We start from the raw sequence: 19,965 nt of genomic DNA, 5'->3' as shown, positions 1-19,965 counted from the left end.
TTGGCCAGCCCTTGAATTTTCAAGAACGGGGTCGATGGTTCGAATATCATCAAGGCGATCATCTAGAACGCCATTCGATGATGGTCAGAAGCGCGAGTGCTCATTGGACGATCCTTGGGACACTTCATGCCGATGACCTCGGCACAAGCCGCCCCCGCATGACAACCAGTTCGGCGTTGCGCTTGCCCGTTATCATTGCGACCATGGCGTTGATCATCTCGTCGGTGGGCTGTTCGTAGCTGGTCAGTTCGTAGGCCGGAGCCCCGCCGAGTTCGATGTTGTCGAAGCCGACGACTGCCAAGTCTTGCGGAACTTTAAGACCGAATTCGCTCCGGGCGACATCCATCGCTCCCAGCGCCAATATGTCATTTTCACACATCAATACATCGATGCGCGACGCGGGCGAAGTTGCACTCAAATAACTACGTGCCGCTTCGGCACCGGCCTGAGCGCTGTATCTTTCCGCGGCCAATTCTGTGACGCCTTCGACACCTTTCCGTCGCCAGAAATTTGCATAGTGATGGCGCCTGCCCAGCGCCGTCGACAGGGTTCTCGCCCCCGTCATAAAGCCGGGACGGCGATAGCCCTTGTCGAAGAGGTAATCGACGATCTCGCTGAGAGCGAGTTCTGCATCGCAGGCAATCGCGGGAACGCCGGGGATTTGGCTGTCTCTCGCAAGAACGAACATCGGCGGGAAACCTGGGCCGAGCCGTCGATCACCCAGTGTTTCCTCGCGAAAAGCGGTCCCGAATAGGATAACGGCATCGAATTGTCGTTGGTCGGCGTTGATCAACGCGTGAACGTGATCGAAATGGCGGTTGATGTTGATCAATACGGTCAACAGACCCTCCGCCTGCAGGCGCTCGGTCAACATCTCCAGAACCGGAAGCTTGTGCGGATTGGCGAAGTCGTCGACGAAGACGGCCACCTGGTGGGTGGTGTTCGTCGCAAGACTGCGGGCAAGCAGGTTAGGCGAATAGTTCAGAACCTCGGCCGCCTGAAGCACTTTTTGTCTGCTTGCGTCCGTAATCGACGCACCGGGCGTGAACGCACGAATGACGGTCCATTTCGACACGCCGGCGGCTTCCGCCACCTCTTTCGCCGTCGCCCGTTTGCGCATGGCCGTCTCCTCCTGATTGGAATGAATATTCCACAAAAAAATAAAAATGGAATGGATGCTTGATTTTTGTCGACAATAAAGTAGTTTTATCGAGCTTGCTACCGGGTGCAAGCGGAGTTGCAACCGGTAGCATTGGGAGAGTTCGCGTAGTGCGGACTGTTTTTGGGAGGGTAAAATGAAATTCGGTTTGAAATCGCTTCTCGCGAGCGCGGCCGTTGCTGGTGCGCTCATGTGCTCTTCGGCAATCGCCAATGCCGCTGACATTCGCATCGTCGCCGTCACCCACGGCCAGGCCAATGATCCTTTCTGGTCCGTCGTCAAGAACGGGGTCAACGCAGCGGCGAAGGACATGGGTATTAGCGTCGATTATCGCGCTCCGGAAGCTTTCGACATGGTGTCGATGGGGCAGCTCATCGATGCTGCCGTCAATCAGAAGCCCGACGGGCTCATCGTCTCCATTCCAGACGCCTCGGCACTCGGTCCATCCATCAAGAAGGCCGTCGCCGCCGGTATCCCGGTTATTTCCATCAATTCCGGTTCCGACGTTTCAAAGGAGCTGGGAGCGCTGCTGCATGTCGGCCAGGACGAATATACCGCCGGCAAAGCCGCCGGTGGGAAACTGCATGAGCTGGGCGGCAAGGAAGGCCTGTGCGTGAACCAGGAGGTCGGCAATGTTTCGCTCGATCTGCGCTGCAAGGGCTTTGCCGACGGCTTCGGCGGCAAGGTCACGGTTCTACCCGTCAGCAACGATCCGGCTGATGTCCGTGCGAAGGTCAAGGCGGCGCTGAGTTCCAATACGGGTGTCGATACTGTCATGGCGCTTGGTGCCGGCACGGCCGGCGAGCCTTCGCTCGCGGCCGTCGAGGATGTCGGGATGACCGGCAAGATCAAGGTGGCGACATTCGACCTTTCAGCTGATTTCCTGAAGGCCGTGGCCGACGGTAAGGCAGCCTTCGCGATCGATCAGCAGCAGTTCCTGCAGGGCTATCTGCCTGTCGTATTCCTAGCCAACTATGCCAAATACGGGCTTATCCCCGGGGGTAATGTTCCATCCGGCCCGAACCTTATCACCAAGGAAAAGGCCGCCCAAGTCGTGGACCTTTCCGCCAAGGGCATTCGCTGACTGGAATTGCCGAAAGGCATTCTCCCAGAATCTCCTCCCCTTGATGGGGGAGGAGGTTTGGCTGACTGACCGCGCTGCCGAGCAGCGCCAACGCTACCCTAAATTATGATCCGTGGGAGGAGTTATGGCTTCGCTTGAGCAGAGAACGGCGACTGCGCCGAAGGCCGATGAGCGCGTCAAACAAGTAAGTGTTCTGACGCATATGATGCGGCGGCCTGAGCTTGGTGCCGTGGCGGGCCTTGTTCTCGTCATCGTCTTTTTCTTTCTCACCGCTGACCGTACCATGTTCTCGCTTTCCGGCCTGATGACCATCATGGCGCCGGCGTCGCAATTAGGAATCCTTGCCATTGCAGCAGCGCTTCTGATGATAGGCGGCGAGTTCGATCTTTCGATCGGCTCGATGGTGGCCTTTGCGGGATTGATCTTCGGCGTCATCCTCACGAATTTCGGCCAGCCGCTTTCGGTTGCCATCGTCATGACGATGCTCTTCGCCGCGTTCATGGGGGCGATCAATGGGCAGATCGTCATTCACACGCGCCTTCCGTCCTTCATCGTGACCCTGGCATTCCTCTTCATTCTCCGTGGCCTGACGCTCGTCGGCCTGAAATGGGCGACCGGCGGCTCGACACAGCTTCGCGGCATCGGCGACCGTGTGAAGGACAGTCCGCTGCTCGGGCTCTTTTCCGGCGATGCGCTGAAGAGCGTATTCCTCTGGCTCGCAGATCACGATCTGATCGACAAATTTCCGAACGGCATGCCGAAGGTCACAGGTATCCCCGTGTCGGTCTTGTGGTTCGTCGCACTTGCCCTGGCTGCAACCTGGGTGCTCCTGCGCACCCGCATGGGCAACTGGATCTTCGCAGCCGGTGGCGATCCGAATGCAGCGAGAAACTCAGGCGTCCCTGTCCATAGGGTGAAGACCGGCCTGTTCGCCTTGACGGCATGCGCGGCCGCACTGGTCGCCATCATTACCGTGCTCGATGCTGGCTCGACCGACGCCCGACGCGGCTTTCAGAAAGAGTTCGAGGCGATTATCGCCGCCGTCATTGGCGGATGCCTGCTGACAGGCGGCTATGGTTCGGCGATCGGCGCTTTCTTCGGCGCGATCATCTTCGGCTCGGTTTCCATTGGCCTGACCTATACCAAGTTCGACTCGGACTGGTTTCAGGTCTTCCTCGGCTCGATGCTGCTGCTGGCTGTCCTCTTCAACAATTTCATCCGCCGCAAGGTTACCGGGGAGCGCTGATCATGTCTGATGTCAATAGTCGAACGCCGATTATCGAAGTAACTGATATCGTCAAGCACTACGGCTCCGTGATCGCTCTCAACGGTGTCTCAATGCAAGTGTCGGCCGGAGAGGTGCTTTGTCTGCTCGGAGACAATGGCGCTGGCAAGTCCACCTTGATCAAGACGCTGTCCGGTGTCGTCCGCCCAAGTGGCGGTGCCTTCCTGGTCGAAGGCAAGCCGGTCAATTTCCGCAGTCCGCGCGATGCGCTCGATGCAGGGATTGCGACCGTGTATCAGGACCTTGCCATGATCCCGCTGATGTCGATCACCCGTAATTTCTTCATGGGGCGGGAGCCTCGCAAGGGCTTCTTCCCTTTCCGTCACCTCGACCTTACGCATTGCAACGATGTAACGCGGGAAGAGATGCGTAAGATCGGCATCGATATCCGCGATCCCAATCAGGCAGTGGGCACTCTGTCTGGCGGCGAACGCCAATGCGTTGCGATTGCGCGTGCGGTCTACTTCGGCGCCAAGATCCTCATTCTCGATGAGCCGACTTCGGCGCTCGGCGTGGCGCAAACCTCGATGGTGCTGAAATACATCCACCAAGTTCGACAGAGCGGATTGGGCGTCATTTTCATAACCCATAATGTCCGCCATGCCTATGCGGTGGCGGACCGCTTCACCATCCTCAATCGGGGCCAGACGCTTGGCACCTATGCCAAGGCGGATATCGCGATGGATGCGCTGCAGAACCTCATGGCCGGCGGCAAGGAGCTGCAGCAATTGTCCGAAGAGCTCGGCGGTACGATCTAGCCGGCTTGCTTCCGAGGCGGCGACCGAGCGGTTTTCAAACTCGTCGTCGCTTTTCACTCAATCATTAATCATGGAATACGGTCATGAACGACGGTTCGTCGAATGCCTCATCCCCCTTCACGCTCGCGGTCTGCGCCGAGATGGTCTTCAAGTCGCTTCCTGTCGTCGACAGGCTGAAGCGTATCACTGAACTTGGTTTTCACGTCGAGATCTGGGATTGGACGAAACATGACATCGCTGCCCTCGCAAGATCAGGAGCGGTCTTCTCGTCGATGACGGGCTATGTAACCGGCACGCTAGCGGATGACGATGGTGCGGACGAATTGCTGCGAACCGCGAAGCAATCGATCCCGATCGCCAGGGAGCTGAATTGCCCCCGCCTCAACCTGCATGGGACCGGTCTCGACGGTCAGGGCCTGCCGGTGGTCAAGGCCGAGAAGGTGACGGGCGCCATGTGGCTCAAGGCGCACGACACGCTTAGCCGCATCGCCGACCTCGGCGAGAAAGAGGGCGTCACCTTCGTGCTCGAAAACCTCAATGAAGCAGTCGATCACCCCAAGACACCGTTTGCCAAGGCTGAAGATACGCTTGCGCTCGTTTCGTCGGTAAACCGACCGGCGCTGAGGCTCAATCTCGACCTCTATCACGCCCAGATCGGCGAAGGAAACCTGATCGAGCTGTGCCGTCGCGCGCTGCCTCATATCGGGGAAATACAGGTGGCAGATGTTCCCGGCCGCATGGAGCCGGGCACCGGAGAGATCAACTACAAGGCAATCGCTCGTGCGCTCAAGGCTATGGGTTATCGCGGCACGATCGGCATGGAGGCCTGGGCCTCCGGCGATGATGAGACGGCGCTTGCCCGTTTCCGCGACGCCTTCACGGTTTGAAGATTTCGATAGTCAAAACTTACATATCACGGAGCAATATCAATGATCAGATTTGGAGTGATTGGTGCCGGCCGGATAGGCAAGGTGCATGCCGCAACCATTGCGGCGAACCCCAAGGCCAAGCTCGTCTACGTGGCGGATGCCTTCAGAGCATCGGCTGAGGCGCTGGCCGCGCAGACGGGCGCCGAGGTTGCCGATGCGGAAGATGTCATCAAGTCCTCAAACGTCGACGCGATCCTGATCGCGACGCCGACACCCAGCCACGCCGATCTCATCGAGGCGGCCGCGAGGGCCGGTAAGGCAATCCTCTGCGAAAAGCCGGTGTCCCTGTCGGTCGAGCGCATCAATGCCTGCCTCGACGTCGTCGAGAAGAACAAGTCGACCTTGATGATCGGCTTCAATCGCCGGTTTGACCCGAACTTCGCCAGTGTGGAAGCGCGCCTGCGCCGGGGCGATGTCGGCGAAATCGAGATTGTGACGATCACTAGCCGAGATCCCACACCGCCGCCGGCGGATTACGTTAAATCCTCCGGCGGTCTGTTCCGCGACATGATGATCCATGACTTTGACATGGCCCGCTTCCTCATCGGGGAGGAATTCGTCGTCGTGAATGCACTTGGATCGTCGCTCGTCGACAAGGCGATCGGCGCCGAGGGCGATGTGGACACTGCCGCCGTGCAGATGCAGACGGCTTCCGGGCGCATTGCCGTTATCACCAATTCACGCCGGGCGACTTACGGCTACGACCAGCGCGTCGAAGTCCATGGGTCCGCCGGCATGCTTGCGGCGAGGAATATTCAAGCAACGAGCGTCGAGCTTTCCAATGCGAACGGCGTAAGCGGCGATCCCGTCCAATATTTCTTCCTTGAACGCTACGCCCAGGCCTATGCCAACGAGATCAATGCCTTCATCGACGCGATCGACAGCGGCGACCGCTCGCCGAAGCCCGGTGGGCTTGATGGACTCCAGGCTCAGAAACTGGCGGAGGCCGCTACCGTCAGCTGGCAGAAGGGCAGGCCAGTTGAGGTCGAATAACAAGCTTCGATGCGATGCGGAAATGTCGTCACATTGCCGCACTGCTACCGGAGGTGACGCTTCCTTTTAATAGGCTTCCGGGTCGCCAGTACATTGCCGTAGGGCGGCTTTGCGAGGTGAAGTGCCATGATGCAGGACAGGATTCATTGTCCTCCAACAACATTGGAGGAACTGAAGTACCAGATCGCCAAGCGCCAGATCGTCTTCCCCGATCGTCTGGAACAAGTCGCTAAACAGATCTTAGCGCAGCCGGAAATGATTGCATTCGAAAGTGCCGCTGCGATTGCGCGCAATTGTAAGGTTTCTCAAACCACGGTTCACCGACTTGCACAGCACATCGGGTTTCGAACATTTGGCGAGTTTCGCGCGATGATAAGAGATCATCTTCGCAAGATTTCCGCAAATCATCGCTAGAGGAGCGAAGGTGGTCGAATTCACTCTGGGTTTCGATCCGAGCCCCGAGAAGGCTGCGTCGACCATAATGGCCGAAAAATAAGCACTGGATTTATATTACATTGCGACAAGTGCATGGCTGACTGCCATCGGGCAGCATCAGCGTTGCAAATGGAGACGCCCAGGAGCAAGTGAGATACGCACTGCGCCCTTCGCCCTTAGATCGTATACTCCGGTTCAGACAAGGTCTGGTCCATCGTGATTCCGGGGAGGTTGAAGTGGCGCTTGCCCACCTGCCTCGCCGGAATGCCGGCGACCGATGTATAGGCTGTAACGGCATTTATGACCACGCTGCCTGCACCCACCTTGGCGCCAACGCCAATTTCGATGTTGCCGAGAATCTTGGCACCCGCTCCGATAAGAGCGCCGCGTCGTACCTTGGGGTGCCGGTCGCCGGTTTCCTTGCCTGTCCCTCCCAATGTAACATTCTGGAGTATGGAGACGTCGTCTTCGACGACCGCAGTCTCGCCGATGACCAGGCCGCTCCCGTGATCGAGCATGATGCTCTTCCCCATCTTTGCGGCGGGGTGAATGTCCACACCGAAAACTTCAGAAATTCGGCTCTGGATGTGGCGCGCCAAATGGAGGCGGTCATGATGCCAAAGCCAGTGGGCGACCCGTTGTCCCTGCAGAGCTACAAAGCCTTTGAAATACAGGAATGGCGTCAGGATTTCCGTGTTCGATGGATCGCGTTCCTTGATCGCGGTCAGGTCAGCGGCGGCATCGGCGACAATATTGCGGTTGCCGACGAATGCCTGGGCAATCACCGCCAGCAACTCGTCATGGTCGAGGTCGTGATTGGCCAGTTTGATTGCGACCCGCTGAGCGAGCGCCTGGGCGAAACTCGCATGATAAAGCACTGCGGAATTCATGGCGCGCGTGAGTGCTGCATCCTTGGCCGAAGCATTGACGGCCTCCGCGCAAAGAGCCTCCCAGATAGCGGCGACCTGAGGCGAGGGGGATGGCTCCGTCGACAGATTGCTCAAGCTGACCAGTGGAACCGTCATGCTAGCTTCCTTCTGCATGCGGGATGACGCGACATCCGGCATGGAGACGTTAGGTTAATCTCGCCCGCGATAGATGGTCTAAAATTACGTGGATCTTTGCAGCCACTCTAAAATTCCTCTCTTTTTTCGCAAGAACCGGGAAATTATTTCCAAGTCACTGCATCGCCCGTCAGCCGTGCTCCGGAATGCACAAAGCCGGCAGCCAGAAGGGAGGCCAAGGCCCGCCAGACGCCAAAACCACGCAGTCATCGTTCCAAGTCGAATAGTGCTTGCGTTCCGGATATCATTTTCTATTATTTTGGTAGAGAATTATGCGACTGGGCGGATCGGGCGGATGTAGGCGGACCGGTCCAACGCAGAAGGAGCCGATGAATGACTCTTCTCTCGTCACGTTCTTCGAATTCGGAGAGCCAGAATGCGGACCATCTCGCAAGGATTGCGATTGTCGGCCGAGGCTTCACGGGGATCATGACCGCAATCGCTCTTTTCAAAAGAGTTGATCGGCCTTTCCATCTGGTGATGTTCGATCCGCGAGCAAAGATAGATATCGGCGAGGGCATAAGTCAGCCCGCGTCGACGGTGCTGACCAGCCGCGTTCGCGACCTTTCCGTTGATCCCGGACTGCCGGGCGATTATCGCCGGTGGCTGGAAACGGATGACACATGGCGCGATCGCCTGATCTCGGATCCTGCCGGTCTCGAACACGCCTTTGTGCCCGGAGAAATCTTCAGCACCTATGTGTACAAACGCTTCGCCGAGGCCCTGTCCGATCGGCCTGATGTCATCGTGCAATTTGGCTCGGATACCGTAACGGCGATCGATAGGCATCTGGACGGAGGATATTCCGTTTTCCTTGGAGCGGAGCAGCGAACCCGCTTTGACGCGGTGTTTCTCGCGACGGGTTACGGGATGCGGGAAAATTCTGACGCGGCGCCTGCCGGTGAAACGCAAAGCGCCGTCGTGATCGGCGGCGGCATCCACGCGGTCGACAGGGCGCTTGGATTGCTGGCGGACTCGAAGATTTCCCATGTCACATTGATCTCGGAATCGGGCTTCCTGCCTCAGTCACATACTCCAGCCGCCGTCGGAGCTATTGTCACGGACCAACCCATGCCGGGAACGCTACGCGGCGCGTTCCGTTTTCTGCGCGAAGCCGCCAACAGGGCTGATCTGGAAGGTTCGGGTTGGCAAGGCATCATGAACGGCTTTCGTTCACGCGCGCGCGACCTCTGGGCGGGACTGACGCCAGAAGAGCGTGCACGGTTCAAACGCCATGTGAAGGCTATTTACGACAGTCATCGCAACCGCTTGCCGCCTGAGCACTATCAGCGCCTGCATCATGCGATCGCCAGCGGCGCGATCACCGTGAGGAAGGGAAAAGTGAATTGTATCGCTACAAACGGCGTGCTGTTTTCGGCCCCGACCGGGCTTGAGGTCCTTCCCGCGGAACTGACGATAGACTGCCGTTTCCGGCCGTCCGGAACCGATAGCCCGCTTGTCCGCTCGATCATCATTGCGGGTCTTGCAACGCGGGACGAACTCGAGATCGGTATCGTCGTAGACGAATGCGGGCGGACCAAGGCGAGCGCCTTGCATGGGCTGTTCGCGATGGGACCGCTTGGCCTGGGCAGCCTTCCGGATATCGATCTGGTGCCTCAGATCGTCCAGCAAAGCCATGCGGCTGCGTCGTTGCTCAACAGCTGGATTGGTGAAGTGGCTAAAAGCGCAAGACGTCGTCAAAGCCTGTGACGACGTGTGAGAGTTATTGTCCCAACCTGTGAATGGATGGCAACAGCCGACCAAAGCTGCATCGCCGCGCCGGGCGATGCAGCGCGTCGGGAATGGGGTGCCGTCAGGCTGTTCGCGATGCCTGGATGACTGTCGGTGGCGCAAGCGGCGGCAAGCACCGCGCGATATGAAGCTGCATGGTCGTCGCCTGTCCGGCCGCGCTCACGCGGCCTTTGCTTTCGGCTTGGCGGCCTTGACGTGGGTTATGCTGCGGCGGCCGTCGACGCTGACGGGGACGTCGCCGTCAACGGTGGCGCGGCGCACGACCCGGTGCTGGTCGCCGTAGTCGTTGACGGCATAGTGCTGGGTCGCGCGATTATCCCAGATCGCCACATCTCCAGCTCTCCAGCGCCAGCGCACGGTATTTTCCGGGGCGGTAACGTAGGACTGGAACACCTCGTAGAGTTTCGCGGAGTCGCTCTTCGACACGCCGATCAGGCGCTGAACGAAATTGCCGAGCAGCAGCGATCTTTCGCCGGTTTCGGGGTGGACACGCACGACTGGATGCTCGGTCTCGTAGATGGTCGAGGTGAAAACTTCCTCGAAATGCTTCTTCTCTTCAGCGGTAGCACGAGGACGCACGGCTGCGTAGTCATAGGCATTGCTGTGAATGGCCCATAAATTGTCCGCTAGCAATTTGAGCGATGCCGGCAGACTTTCGTATGCGGCATGGGTGTTGGACCAGATCGTATCACCTCCAGCCGCCGGAATGACGACGCCGCGAAGGACCGAGAATTTAGGATAGGCATCCACGAAGGTGACATCAGTGTGCCACTGGTCCGCCCTGCCGCCGCCGCGGCTGGAATCGAGATTGAGGATGGAGGCCGTGCCGGTCACCGGACCCTGGGTTGGATGAGGCACAAGGTCGCCCAGGCGGCGTGCGAATGATTCCTGTTGGGCATCGTCAAGATGTTCCTGGTCGCGGAAGAAGATGACCTTGTGTTTCAGGAGAAGCTGGTTGATGGCCGCCACCGTTGCGTCCGAAAGGTCTCCGCCGAGGCGAATACCTCTGATTTCGGCTCCGACGCGGCCGGTCAGCGGCACGACATCGGACGCGCGGATGATCTGATTGACGAGAACTGGATTGCTCATGGAAACCTCCTGGCTGATCTTGGAAGAAGACGGCAAGTCACATGCGCCCAACGAAGCATCCGCCGGGCGTTCGAAAATCTCATTGTTAAAATCTACAGGGCTATGGAACGCTATAATCTATAAAATCAATAGACAAAATATTCTAATTTTGTCCGTTTGCCCGAAACAGCCACCTTCGATAGTTCCTTCTCGCCGATGAATTCCTCACTTGGGGCCTTCAGCGATGCATCGTTTCACCGAACGCGCTCGTGCCAGAAGTTGGGAGCTCCCAACTTTCGTGACCCCTGAATGACACGCAGGCAAGGCAATCACCCATCAAAAAGCTCGCAGATTCGCGACTTGAACTAAAACGTCGCTCCCACAAATCAGGGTCCGCAGACCAGCAGCGCCTTGGCCACCGATTTGTTCAGCAAGACGCTCAGCGTGGCGGGGATCCTGCTTGTCACTTCGGAGAATTTGGGCCCCGATATCGTCACGCCGTGGCGCTGGGATATGCCGCTGAGCGCTTCCGTCCGGATATGTCGGATACTTCGGGCGCTCGGAACTCAACACCTGTCATCAAGAACTGTTCCCAGCATCGGCTTCGCTTCTATGATGCGAGACACGAACCCCGCCGGTCCGACGGCTTTCACCTCGCGGCTTAAAAAGAGACTATTTCGCGCAAAAAAGAAACATCCTATGCGTTTGTCGCATAGCTGAAGTGAGAGATTGTCGCTGTTTTAAACCGATTGAACCGCCTATATTCCAACCATCGAAACGACGCCGGAGCCAAGCAAGGTTGCTGACGTCATACAGCCCTCAGGAAAGGGGATTATCATGAACGTAGCACGCTCTTTCAACAACTGGCGCAAGTTCCGTCAGACCGTCACCGAACTCGGCCGCATGTCCAGCCGTGAGCTGCAGGACCTCGGTATCGACCGCGCCGACATCCGCAGCGTTGCCCGCGCATCGATCGCGCGCTAATCGCACAGCACTTGGTATTTAATACTGCTTGACGCCCGCTCCTGACGCGGGCGTTTTTGCGTCGAATGCCATGGCTTAGGTCGGTTTAATCCTCGTTCGTATTGCAAGATATCCGACTTGTATTTCTTGCATAGCTGCAGTGCAGCATAAGGCATTGGCACTATCCATGGTCGGTGTATGATGAGACCCATCGAAGCAATGCACCTCCTCCCGCAAAGCTTCGACTTTCAGATGGCCCAATCCTCCTCCCAAGGGACGTCTGTCGGAACAGCGGCACTCCTCCTCCCAGTCGCTGTTCGGTTTTCAGAAAGCCTGCCGCACCTCCTCCCGCGGCAGGCTTTTTCGTATCCCGAACCTTCCCTGCTGCAGATCGATTGAGTGCGCCTGTTCCCACGTCGCGTCACCCACTCAATCGTAGGCGTCTTCCTTGGGACCGGCTGGGGTTCCCTGGAGGCGCCTGTCGCAGACCCTCGGACTCTGTCGTCCTAAAAGGAGGTCTGTTTGCCGGGGGCCGGGTCCCGCTTTGGCGCGATATCCGCCCAACAGCTGACCCACCGAATGTCTCGGTTTCGCGAGTAATCCGGCGTCCCAGAAACGGCGTTGGTGAAGTGGCTGTCGGCTATGACATCATCCATGAAGGAGGTGCCGGCAGGCAATGCGGATCGCTATGAACCTTCGCCCGCCTCAATGGCTTCAATGAACTCGTCGAATGTTTTTCCAAGCACGCGGACCTCATCTGACCATGCGCCGGCAAAGACAAACGGAATCGAAATAAAATTTTCGCCGATTAATCCATAAGCGGTCGGGCCCCCATTCGAACCAATCAGGAACGGGCCAGTCTGAAATTCGAAGAGTTCATAACCGTCCGCCGACGCTTTGGTCGGCGAGCACAGCCAGGAAGTCCTGGCGCAGGACGCCAACCAGCCGCCGCAGCTTTTCAAGAAAGCCTCCGATATCGGCGTTGGCGAGCTCGGAAAGATCGCAAACAAATGCATCCGGCTTGATCCGTACGCCGGTCGCCGTGAAGACCAGAAGTTCGGTGCCGAGCTCGATCTGGCGCGCCTGAATGCGTGAGATGCTCTTGCGCAGGTTGGCCATGATGTCGGGATTGTCATGGCTGTCCCACAGAAACCGAGCCAACGCCGAGCGCGGATATTCGCTCCCGGCTCTTTCCTGCAGATAACGATCCAGCAAATAGCAAATCGTAAGCAGACCCTTTTCGGGGAACGCCACAGGTTGCCCGGCCAGATCGATCAGCCGCAACTCACCAAATGACTCGAGCCTGAGCTTCATGCGGATACTGCCTGCCGATATCCCTGGCTATTCTCCGAGCGGAAGAGTGATATCCGCTACGGAGGCTCCCAATGTTACGCCGCGACTTTCCGCCTGCGCCATCGCCTTCACCAGCGCGATGACCGTTTCGCGGATATTTCGGTCGGCAATCTTCAGAAAGGCGCGATTGAGCGCCAATCCCTCTTTCGTTCGCAGGAATTCGGCAACTGGATCAGTATTCGCCGACAGATCCAGCCCTTGCAGCGTCAACGGCTCGGAGTTCTCCTGTTCGAAGAAGAAACTCACCGACGTGTGAAGCACATCGGCGATCCGCTGCAGACGGCTCGCGCCGATGCGGTTGATGCCCTTCTCGTATTTCTGAACCTGCTGAAAGGTCACGCCGATCTGCTCGGCAAGCCGTTCCTGGCTCATCCCGAGCAACTGCCGACGCATTCTTATGCGCGCTCCGACATAGCTGTCTATCGCATTCGCTGTCTTGACATTCATCGTGTGTTTTCAGCCTCGATCGCTTTTTCAATCGGGGAAGCTGTAGTATCCCCTGCATGGCTTTTCCATGGTTGTTTTCACATAGCATACTGGATATGTGATGATCGCGACCGACTGTGATATGAAAGCCCGCCTGGAAAGACGTTAAGTTAGGCAGAAATCACTTGTCCGGAGAGAAAATCGAACAAAATCCGTACCAATACGGATAGAACTGGGCTGTAATTGCGTCCCGGCTTACGCTAAATCCACTTCAGCGACCGTCGCCCGAGAGTCTTCCCAGCCCCGATCGCCCGAAAATCCATCGAACAAAGCGACGTGGCACGGCACCGGCCGGGCCTGTGCAGGAGAAGCATTGATGGCAACCGTTGCCGAGAGCGCGCCCCGTTTCGAAAAAACAACGATGTCCATCCTCATGGCGGTCAGCTTCTGCCACATGCTGAATGACATCATGCAGTCACTGCTCGCCTCGCTCTATCCGCTGTTCAAGGCGAACTACGATCTCGATTTTGTGCAGATCGGCCTCCTCACCATGACTTTCCAGGTCACGGCTTCGCTGCTGCAGCCGCTGGTCGGTATCGTCACCGACCGCTGGCCGATGCCCTATTCGCTGCCGGTCGGTATGGCGAGTACCTTTTGCGGCCTCATCCTGCTCGGCAATGCCGGCAGTTTCGAACTGCTGCTGGTTGCCGCAAGCCTGATCGGCTTCGGCTCGGCAGTCTTCCACCCGGAATCTTCGCGCGTGGCCCGTCTTGCCTCCGGCGGTCGCCACGGTTTCGCGCAATCCTTCTTCCAGGTCGGTGGCAATGCCGGCCAGGCGATCGGTCCGCTGCTTGCCGCCTTCATCGTGCTGCCGCTCGGCCAGCACAGCGTCTCCTGGTTCGCCGCCATCGCTATGGTCGGCATGGTCGTGCTGAGCTGGGTCGGCAACTGGTACATGAGTCACAGGCGCCAGAATGCCAGCAAGCCAGCAATAAGCCGGACCCTGCCGCTGCCGCAGAACCGGGTCATCTGGGCGCTGCTGATTCTCGTGCTGCTGACGGCAACGAAGAATGTCTACATGGCCAGCGTGTCGAGCTACTTCACCTTCTATGTCATCGACAAGTTCGCGCTCAGCGTGCAGCAGGCACAGCTGATGCTCTTCCTCTTCCTTGGCTCGGTCGCCGTCGGCACGTTCCTCGGCGGGCCGATCGGCGATCGCTTCGGCGCACGTTTCGTCATCTGGTTCTCGATCCTTGGTGTCATTCCTTTCGCACTCTTGCTTCCCTATGCAAACCTCTTCTGGACAGGCGTGCTCAGCATCGTCATCGGCCTGATCTTCGCTTCGGCCTTCTCGGCCATCGTCGTCTTCGCACAGGAACTGGTGCCCGGGCGCGTCGGGCTGATTGCCGGCGTCTTCTTCGGCTTCGCATTTGGGGCAGGGGGGCTTGGTGCTGCGCTGCTCGGCGATTTCGCCGATACCCACGGCATCGATTTCGTCTACCGCATCTGCTCCTACCTGCCGCTGCTCGGTCTCCTGACAGTCTTCCTGCCGCGTATTCCCAAGCGGAAACCAGTCTGAGGCGATACCGCTTACGGACAATCGATCGAGCCGGAATGTCACCGACACTCCGGTTCGATGCATCATGCAGTTTCGCACGTCGCCATCGCCCACAGGCCCGAACGTATTTTTCTCCTCATATGGGGAAGAGGGATCACCATTCCTTTAATCCACTATTTTTATAGATAATATTCGTCCAATAATGACGTCGGTTTCGGCACGATATTGGAAGGAAATGGCATGTCTGCTCCCAAACTGGTCGGCCTTGCGGGTAGTTTCAACCGCCCCTCGAAGACCTTTGCGCTTGTTGAAAACATTGCTGGTCTCGCCGCCGAGAAATACGGCTTCGACAACACCATCTACGACCTGACCGATGTCGGCCCTTCGCTTGGCCAGGCGCTGCGCCGTGACGATCTCGACAGTCGCGCCAAGGAAGTCATCGACGACATCGTCAATGCCGACGTGCTGGTCATCGGAGCGCCAACTTACAAGGGCAGCTATCCCGGCCTCTTCAAGCATCTGATCGACTTGATCGACCCGCATGAGCTGCGCGCCAAGCCGATCATCATCACCGCGACCGGCGGCGGCGACCGGCACGCGCTGATGGTCGAGCACCAGCTTCGCCCGCTCTTCGGTTTCTTCATGGCGCACACGCTGCCGACCGCCGTTTACGCGTCCGACCGTGACTTCACCAATTACCGTGTCTCATCCGACCCGCTTTCCAATCGGATCGGGGAGGTCATCGGCGAGCTCACGGCCTTCTTCCCCAGCCGGAATCAAGCGCTTATCGCTGCCGAATGAAGAATGTCGGGATAGGCTTGAAACGGCGCCATGGAGGCGCCGTTTTCGTTTTAAGACTGTCCTTTTCAAGTCGTCATAGTCCACAAATTTGATGGAAATTTATCCTGCCGATAGCAATGGCAGGGCAAGAGTTTTTCCAGCCCTTCTTCCACATCAGACATTCGTGCTTCGCCTCCGATACGCGCATTTGCAATGATCGGCCTGCTCGGGGCGTTGGCCTCATTCAGTCAGACGGGATATAAAATGATCAAGAACAAAAATCTTCACGGCTTCCACCTTTCGCGCCGGGCGGCTCTTGCCGCCGTGGCCGTTTCCGCTGCCGCACTCTTTGCCTTTGCAGCACCCGCTCCTTCCTTTGCCGAGGACAAGTCGATCAAGGTCGGCATCATGGCCGGCGAGGAGGAGGACATCTGGCGCGTGGTCGCGAGCGAGGCGGCGAAGAAGGGTCTCAAGATCGAGACCATCACCTTCAACGACTATACGCAGCCGAATGAAGCGCTGGAACGCGGCGAACTCGACGCCAACGCCTTCCAGCACCAGCCCTATCTCGACAACCAGATCAAGCAGCACGGTTATCACATCGTTCGCGTCGGTTATACCGGGGTCTGGCCAATCGGCCTTTACACCAAGAAGTACAAGTCCGTCGCCGAGATCCCGGAAGGTGCCGTCATCGGCGTGCCGAACGATCCCTCGAACGAGGGCCGTGCGCTGCGCGTTCTCCAGAACGAAGGCCTGATCAAGCTCAAGGACGACACCGGTATTCTTGCGACCGTCGCCGACGTCACCGACAATCCGAAGAAGATCGAGATCAAGGAACTCGACGCCGGCATCGTCGGCCGCTCGATCGACGATCTGGATGCCGGTATCGTCAACACCGACTGGGCGTTGAAAAGCGGTCTTTCTCCGGCCGAACGCATTGCCCAGGAGCCGATCGCCGACAATCCATACCGCAACTTCATCGCCGTCAAGGACGAGAACAAGGATGCCGACTGGGTCAAGACGCTTGTGTCTTCTTATCAGAACGAGACCGTCAAGGCCGAGTTCGACAAGGTCTATAAGGGGACGGGTCTCAGCGCCTATTGATCCGGAGCAGGGCTGGGGTTAAGGCCTGCCGAGAGGCGGTCCGGGCGTTCTTTGCCCGGGCCGCCTTCAGCATTTGTAAGGAAAAACACATGAATTCCTTTGTTTCCACCACGGCGATCGAGGCAGAGCCGCAAACGGCGACCGAAGAGGTGGTGAGGCTGACCGACGTGAAGCGGCGGTTCGGAACCACTGCAGCACTCGACGGCATTTCGCTGACGGTGAAGAGAGGCGAAATCCTCGGCATCATCGGCCGCAGCGGCGCCGGTAAATCGACGCTGATCCGCTGCTTGAACGGCCTGGAGCGCGCCGATAGCGGCGAGATCCTCATCGAAGGCCGAGATATCACCGGACTTTCAGAACAGGAGCTGCAGCCGCTGCGCCGCCGCATCGGCATGATCTTCCAGCATTTCAATCTGCTTTCCGCCAAGACCGTCGAGGAAAACGTCGCGCTGCCGCTGAAGATCGAGGGTCTTGCAAAGAGTGAGCGCCTGAAACGGGCGCATGAGCTGCTCGAGCTCGTCGGTCTTGCCGACAAGGCGAAGGCCTATCCCTCATCGCTGTCCGGTGGCCAGAAACAACGCGTCGGCATCGCCCGGGCGCTCGCGGCACGCCCGGCACTGCTGTTGTCCGACGAGGCGACATCGGCGCTCGATCCGGAAACGACCCGGTCGATCCTGGCGCTGCTCAAGGACATCAACCGTAAGCTCGGGCTGACCATTCTGCTGATCACCCATGAGATGGAAGTGGTCCGCGGCATTGCCGATCGCGTCGCGGTCATCGATGCCGGGCGGATCGTCGAGGAGGGACAGGTCTGGTCGATCTTCGCCAACCCGCAGGCTGATATCACCGGGAGCCTGCTCGGCGGCATCCGGCCGCAGCTTCCTGAGCATATCGCCGGCCGGCTGTCGGCGACGGCGGGAAGCGAAGCGATCCTCAGCGTCGATCTCGCCGGGCCGCAGGCGCAGGGCGCGCTGTTTGCCGAACTCTCGGCGGCGCTGCCGCATTCCTTCCGCCTCGTCCATGGCGGCATCGACCACATCCAGAACCAGCCGGTGGCGCGGTTCTTCATCGCCGTTCCCGCGCGCGACCCCGCGCTTGCCGGAAAGGTCGAACAATTCCTGACGGCCCGGTCCGCCCGGGTGGAGGTGCTTGGTTATGACACCGATCATGCTTGAACTGCTTATTCGCTCCCTTTGGGAGACGATCCTGATGACCGTCGCCTCGGGAGTGATTTCGCTCGTCGCCGGCCTGCCGCTCGGCCTTGCTCTGGTCGCGACGGCGCGCGGCGGCATTGCCGAAAACCTCTGGATCAACCGCGTGCTCGGCGGGGTCATCAACGGCTTCCGCTCGGTGCCCTTCATCATCCTGCTGGTGGCGCTGATTCCGCTGACGCGGCTGATCGTCGGCACCGCGCTCGGCACCTGGGCGGCCATCGTGCCGCTCGCCATCGCCGCAACGCCCTATTACGCCCGCATCGCCGAAGTGTCCCTGCGCGAGGTCGACCGCGGGCTGATCGATGCCGTGCGCGCCATGGGCGGCAACCGCTGGACAATCATCCGCGAGGTGCTGGTGCCCGAAGCGCTGCCTGGCATCGTCGCCGGTTTCACCGTCACGCTGGTGACGCTGATCGGCGCCTCGGCCATGGCGGGCGCGATCGGCGCCGGCGGCCTTGGCGATCTCGCCATCCGCTATGGCTATCAGCGTTTCGAAACCAGTGTGATGATCGCGGTGGTGGCCGTCCTCATCGTGCTCGTCTGCGGCATCCAGTGGCTTGGCGACCGGCTGGTCGCCAGGCTGGACCACCGATAAATCAGCGCCGGAATTGGACGGCGGGATGAGCGGCGGGCAACCTGCCGTTCCCGCCGCCGAAAAGCTTCTGCCGCAAGGGTCCTGCAGCATAGTCCGCCTTGAAGATGCCGCGCTCCTGTAACACCGGGACGACCAGGTCGACGAAATCGCGCAGGCTTTCCGGCGCCACTGTCCGCGCCAGATTGAAGCCGTCGATGCCACCCTCTTCGATCCATGTCGCCAGATGATCGGCGATCTGCTCCGGCGAGCCAACCATCGGCTTCATCCGGCTGCCCAGTACCATCTGGTCGATGATGTCACGCAACGTTACCGGCTTCGCCGCCTGTTTCGTGATGGCCGCAAGTGCGGATTGATTGGCGTTGGTCGAGCTCTGGTCGATGACGTCGTCCAATCCATACTTCGAAAAGTCGATACCGACGGAGGCGGAGTAATGCGCAAGCGAGGCCTCGACGCTCGCATGGCGGCGGTACCCCTCCAGCTTGTCCCGTGCTTCCTTCTCCGTCCGCCCGACGACAATAGTGATCAGGCTCAGGATTTTCAATGCGTCGGCGCCGCGGCCGAATTCCTCCGCCTTCGCCCGCAGCGCATCGACGGTCGACCTGGCCGCCTTGGGATTGGGCCCCGCGATGAAGACGCATTCGGCGTGGCGCGCGGCGAAATCCCGCCCGCGTGCCGAGGCGCCGGCCTGAAAGAGCAGGGGCGTGCGCTGCGGCGAGGGCTCGGAAAGATGGATGCCTTCCATCCGGTAATATTTGCCGTCGTGACGAACAGTGCGCACTTTGGAGGGATCGGCATAGATGCCGCCTGCCTTGTCACGCAGTACCGCATCGTCGTCCCAGCTCCCTTCCCAGAGCTTGTAGAGGATCTCGAGATATTCTTCGGCGGCGTCGTAGCGCGCATCATGTTCCGGCAGCTTGTCGAAACCCATGCTGCGGGCGGCACTGTCGAGATAGCCGGTGACGATGTTCCAGCCAATCCGTCCCTTGGTCAGGTGATCGAGCGTCGACATGCGCCGCGCCAGCAGGAAGGGTGGCTCATAGGTGGTGTTGACGGTGACGCCGAAACCCAGATGTTTCGTCACATAAGCCATCGCCGAAATCGGGATCAGCGGATCATTGACCGGGATCTGCGCGCCCGTCTCGATCACCGGCGACGGACTGCCCCTGTAGACGTCATAGACACCGACTATATCGGCCATGAAGATGCCGTCCAGCTTGCCGCGTTCGGCGGTCTTGGCAAGCTCGGTCCAGTAGTCGAGATCGGTATAATGCGCTGAGCGGTCGCGCGGATGCGTCCACAGGCCGTGGTTGATGTGCCCGACGCAGTTCATGTCGAAGGCATAGATCTGCATGGTCTTCATGAGGCGGGTTCCAAAGCCGGCAATAGAAATCAAGGATTTGCCGCATTAATTATCCAAGAGCATGATGCCGAAAAGTGTGAGCGGT

19 protein-coding genes are annotated in these 19,965 nt (G+C 58.9%); 13 read left to right on the top strand and 6 right to left on the bottom strand.

The features are described 5' to 3' along the window. Positions 1–124: 124 nt before the first annotated feature. On the bottom strand, positions 125–1,120 hold the full coding sequence (locus BS629_RS02320) for a LacI family DNA-binding transcriptional regulator (protein ID WP_018247051.1): 996 nt from the start codon (positions 1,118–1,120) through the stop codon (positions 125–127). Between the two features lie 175 nt (positions 1,121–1,295). Here BS629_RS02320 and BS629_RS02315 point away from each other — a divergent pair, with 175 nt between their 5' ends. The 6 genes from BS629_RS02315 (at position 1,296) to BS629_RS02290 (ending at position 6,622) form a co-directional block, all read left to right on the top strand. Then, entirely contained in the window at positions 1,296–2,243 is a 948-nt protein-coding gene (locus BS629_RS02315; protein WP_018247050.1) for a sugar ABC transporter substrate-binding protein, read from the top strand. 124 nt (positions 2,244–2,367) lie between these two features. After that, on the top strand, positions 2,368–3,489 hold the full coding sequence (locus BS629_RS02310) for an ABC transporter permease (protein WP_018247049.1): 1,122 nt from the start codon (positions 2,368–2,370) through the stop codon (positions 3,487–3,489). A 2-nt stretch (positions 3,490–3,491) separates the two neighbouring features. Then, positions 3,492–4,286 carry an ATP-binding cassette domain-containing protein gene (locus BS629_RS02305; RefSeq protein WP_018247048.1) on the top strand — a complete coding sequence of 265 codons (795 nt, stop codon included), beginning with the start codon at positions 3,492–3,494 and terminating at the stop codon, positions 4,284–4,286. Positions 4,287–4,369: 83 nt separating this feature from the next. Further along, entirely contained in the window at positions 4,370–5,173 is an 804-nt protein-coding gene (locus BS629_RS02300; protein WP_018247047.1) for a TIM barrel protein, read from the top strand. 42 nt (positions 5,174–5,215) lie between these two features. Beyond that, entirely contained in the window at positions 5,216–6,208 is a 993-nt protein-coding gene (gene iolG / locus BS629_RS02295) for an inositol 2-dehydrogenase (protein ID WP_018247046.1), read from the top strand. A 126-nt stretch (positions 6,209–6,334) separates the two neighbouring features. Beyond that, positions 6,335–6,622, top strand: a complete 288-nt coding sequence (locus BS629_RS02290; RefSeq protein WP_018247045.1) for a MurR/RpiR family transcriptional regulator — start codon at positions 6,335–6,337, stop codon at positions 6,620–6,622. Positions 6,623–6,819: 197 nt separating this feature from the next. Here the strand turns inward: BS629_RS02290 and cysE are convergent, their stop codons facing one another. After that, positions 6,820–7,668 carry a serine O-acetyltransferase gene (gene cysE / locus BS629_RS02285; protein ID WP_018247044.1) on the bottom strand — a complete coding sequence of 283 codons (849 nt, stop codon included), beginning with the start codon at positions 7,666–7,668 and terminating at the stop codon, positions 6,820–6,822. Positions 7,669–8,040: 372 nt separating this feature from the next. On the opposite strand from cysE, the gene BS629_RS02280 reads away from it, so the two are divergent. Continuing rightward, a complete protein-coding gene (locus BS629_RS02280; protein WP_018247043.1) occupies positions 8,041–9,417 on the top strand; it encodes an FAD/NAD(P)-binding protein in 1,377 nt (458 codons plus the stop codon). 201 nt (positions 9,418–9,618) lie between these two features. On the opposite strand, the gene BS629_RS02275 is transcribed toward BS629_RS02280, so the two are convergent. Next, positions 9,619–10,548 carry a TauD/TfdA dioxygenase family protein gene (locus BS629_RS02275; protein ID WP_018247042.1) on the bottom strand — a complete coding sequence of 310 codons (930 nt, stop codon included), beginning with the start codon at positions 10,546–10,548 and terminating at the stop codon, positions 9,619–9,621. Between the two features lie 816 nt (positions 10,549–11,364). Between BS629_RS02275 and BS629_RS02270 the strand changes: the two genes are divergently transcribed. Beyond that, the gene (locus BS629_RS02270) at positions 11,365–11,511 is read left to right on the top strand and encodes a DUF1127 domain-containing protein (RefSeq protein ID WP_003552150.1); all 147 of its coding nucleotides are present in this window, start codon (positions 11,365–11,367) and stop codon (positions 11,509–11,511) included. A gap of 855 nt (positions 11,512–12,366) precedes the next feature. On the opposite strand, the gene BS629_RS02255 is transcribed toward BS629_RS02270, so the two are convergent. Both BS629_RS02255 and BS629_RS02250 read right to left on the bottom strand, forming a co-directional pair. After that, positions 12,367–12,804: an AfsR/SARP family transcriptional regulator gene (locus BS629_RS02255; RefSeq protein ID WP_018247040.1), complete on the bottom strand. Its 438-nt coding sequence runs from the start codon at positions 12,802–12,804 to the stop codon at positions 12,367–12,369. 27 nt (positions 12,805–12,831) lie between these two features. Continuing rightward, positions 12,832–13,290, bottom strand: a complete 459-nt coding sequence (locus BS629_RS02250) for a helix-turn-helix domain-containing protein (protein WP_018247039.1) — start codon at positions 13,288–13,290, stop codon at positions 12,832–12,834. 355 nt (positions 13,291–13,645) lie between these two features. On the opposite strand from BS629_RS02250, the gene BS629_RS02245 reads away from it, so the two are divergent. The 5 genes from BS629_RS02245 (at position 13,646) to BS629_RS02225 (ending at position 18,520) form a co-directional block, all read left to right on the top strand. Continuing rightward, positions 13,646–14,848 carry an MFS transporter gene (locus tag BS629_RS02245; RefSeq protein ID WP_026188820.1) on the top strand — a complete coding sequence of 401 codons (1,203 nt, stop codon included), beginning with the start codon at positions 13,646–13,648 and terminating at the stop codon, positions 14,846–14,848. A gap of 219 nt (positions 14,849–15,067) precedes the next feature. Beyond that, entirely contained in the window at positions 15,068–15,628 is a 561-nt protein-coding gene (gene msuE, locus BS629_RS02240) for an FMN reductase (protein ID WP_018247037.1), read from the top strand. A gap of 243 nt (positions 15,629–15,871) precedes the next feature. Beyond that, complete coding sequence (locus tag BS629_RS02235) at positions 15,872–16,711, top strand: MetQ/NlpA family lipoprotein (RefSeq protein WP_018247036.1); 840 nt, start codon at positions 15,872–15,874, stop codon at positions 16,709–16,711. Between the two features lie 89 nt (positions 16,712–16,800). Next, positions 16,801–17,886, top strand: coding sequence for a methionine ABC transporter ATP-binding protein (locus BS629_RS02230; RefSeq protein WP_026188819.1), 1,086 nt, complete (start codon positions 16,801–16,803; stop codon positions 17,884–17,886). Further along, entirely contained in the window at positions 17,867–18,520 is a 654-nt protein-coding gene (locus BS629_RS02225) for a methionine ABC transporter permease (protein ID WP_032980232.1), read from the top strand. The genes BS629_RS02230 and BS629_RS02225 overlap by 20 nt, the downstream gene beginning before the upstream one ends. A gap of 1 nt (position 18,521) precedes the next feature. On the opposite strand, the gene BS629_RS02220 is transcribed toward BS629_RS02225, so the two are convergent. Then, positions 18,522–19,880 (bottom strand): LLM class flavin-dependent oxidoreductase, encoded by a 1,359-nt coding sequence (locus BS629_RS02220; RefSeq protein ID WP_018247033.1) that lies wholly within the window; start codon positions 19,878–19,880, stop codon positions 18,522–18,524. Positions 19,881–19,965 lie beyond the last annotated feature (85 nt).

This window comes from Rhizobium leguminosarum bv. viciae USDA 2370, from assembly GCF_002008365.1.
GTDB classification, from domain to species: domain Bacteria; phylum Pseudomonadota; class Alphaproteobacteria; order Rhizobiales; family Rhizobiaceae; genus Rhizobium; species Rhizobium leguminosarum.
This window is presented reverse-complemented; position numbering and strand designations above follow the sequence as displayed.

Excerpts from the sequence above, each read along its gene's own strand:
- BS629_RS02320 (WP_018247051.1), bottom strand. The coding sequence starts at position 1,120 with ATGCGCAAACGGGCGACGGCGAAAGAGGTGGCGGAAGCCGCCGGCGTG.
- BS629_RS02315 (WP_018247050.1), top strand. The coding sequence starts at position 1,296 with ATGAAATTCGGTTTGAAATCGCTTCTCGCGAGCGCGGCCGTTGCTGGT.
- BS629_RS02310 (WP_018247049.1), top strand. The coding sequence starts at position 2,368 with ATGGCTTCGCTTGAGCAGAGAACGGCGACTGCGCCGAAGGCCGATGAG.
- BS629_RS02305 (WP_018247048.1), top strand. The coding sequence starts at position 3,492 with ATGTCTGATGTCAATAGTCGAACGCCGATTATCGAAGTAACTGATATC.
- BS629_RS02300 (WP_018247047.1), top strand. The coding sequence starts at position 4,370 with ATGAACGACGGTTCGTCGAATGCCTCATCCCCCTTCACGCTCGCGGTC.
- iolG (WP_018247046.1), top strand. The coding sequence starts at position 5,216 with ATGATCAGATTTGGAGTGATTGGTGCCGGCCGGATAGGCAAGGTGCAT.
- BS629_RS02290 (WP_018247045.1), top strand. The coding sequence starts at position 6,335 with ATGATGCAGGACAGGATTCATTGTCCTCCAACAACATTGGAGGAACTG.
- cysE (WP_018247044.1), bottom strand. The coding sequence starts at position 7,668 with ATGACGGTTCCACTGGTCAGCTTGAGCAATCTGTCGACGGAGCCATCC.
- BS629_RS02280 (WP_018247043.1), top strand. The coding sequence starts at position 8,041 with ATGACTCTTCTCTCGTCACGTTCTTCGAATTCGGAGAGCCAGAATGCG.
- BS629_RS02275 (WP_018247042.1), bottom strand. The coding sequence starts at position 10,548 with ATGAGCAATCCAGTTCTCGTCAATCAGATCATCCGCGCGTCCGATGTC.
- BS629_RS02270 (WP_003552150.1), top strand. The coding sequence starts at position 11,365 with ATGAACGTAGCACGCTCTTTCAACAACTGGCGCAAGTTCCGTCAGACC.
- BS629_RS02255 (WP_018247040.1), bottom strand. The coding sequence starts at position 12,804 with ATGAAGCTCAGGCTCGAGTCATTTGGTGAGTTGCGGCTGATCGATCTG.
- BS629_RS02250 (WP_018247039.1), bottom strand. The coding sequence starts at position 13,290 with ATGAATGTCAAGACAGCGAATGCGATAGACAGCTATGTCGGAGCGCGC.
- BS629_RS02245 (WP_026188820.1), top strand. The coding sequence starts at position 13,646 with ATGGCAACCGTTGCCGAGAGCGCGCCCCGTTTCGAAAAAACAACGATG.
- msuE (WP_018247037.1), top strand. The coding sequence starts at position 15,068 with ATGTCTGCTCCCAAACTGGTCGGCCTTGCGGGTAGTTTCAACCGCCCC.
- BS629_RS02235 (WP_018247036.1), top strand. The coding sequence starts at position 15,872 with ATGATCAAGAACAAAAATCTTCACGGCTTCCACCTTTCGCGCCGGGCG.
- BS629_RS02230 (WP_026188819.1), top strand. The coding sequence starts at position 16,801 with ATGAATTCCTTTGTTTCCACCACGGCGATCGAGGCAGAGCCGCAAACG.
- BS629_RS02225 (WP_032980232.1), top strand. The coding sequence starts at position 17,867 with ATGACACCGATCATGCTTGAACTGCTTATTCGCTCCCTTTGGGAGACG.
- BS629_RS02220 (WP_018247033.1), bottom strand. The coding sequence starts at position 19,880 with ATGAAGACCATGCAGATCTATGCCTTCGACATGAACTGCGTCGGGCAC.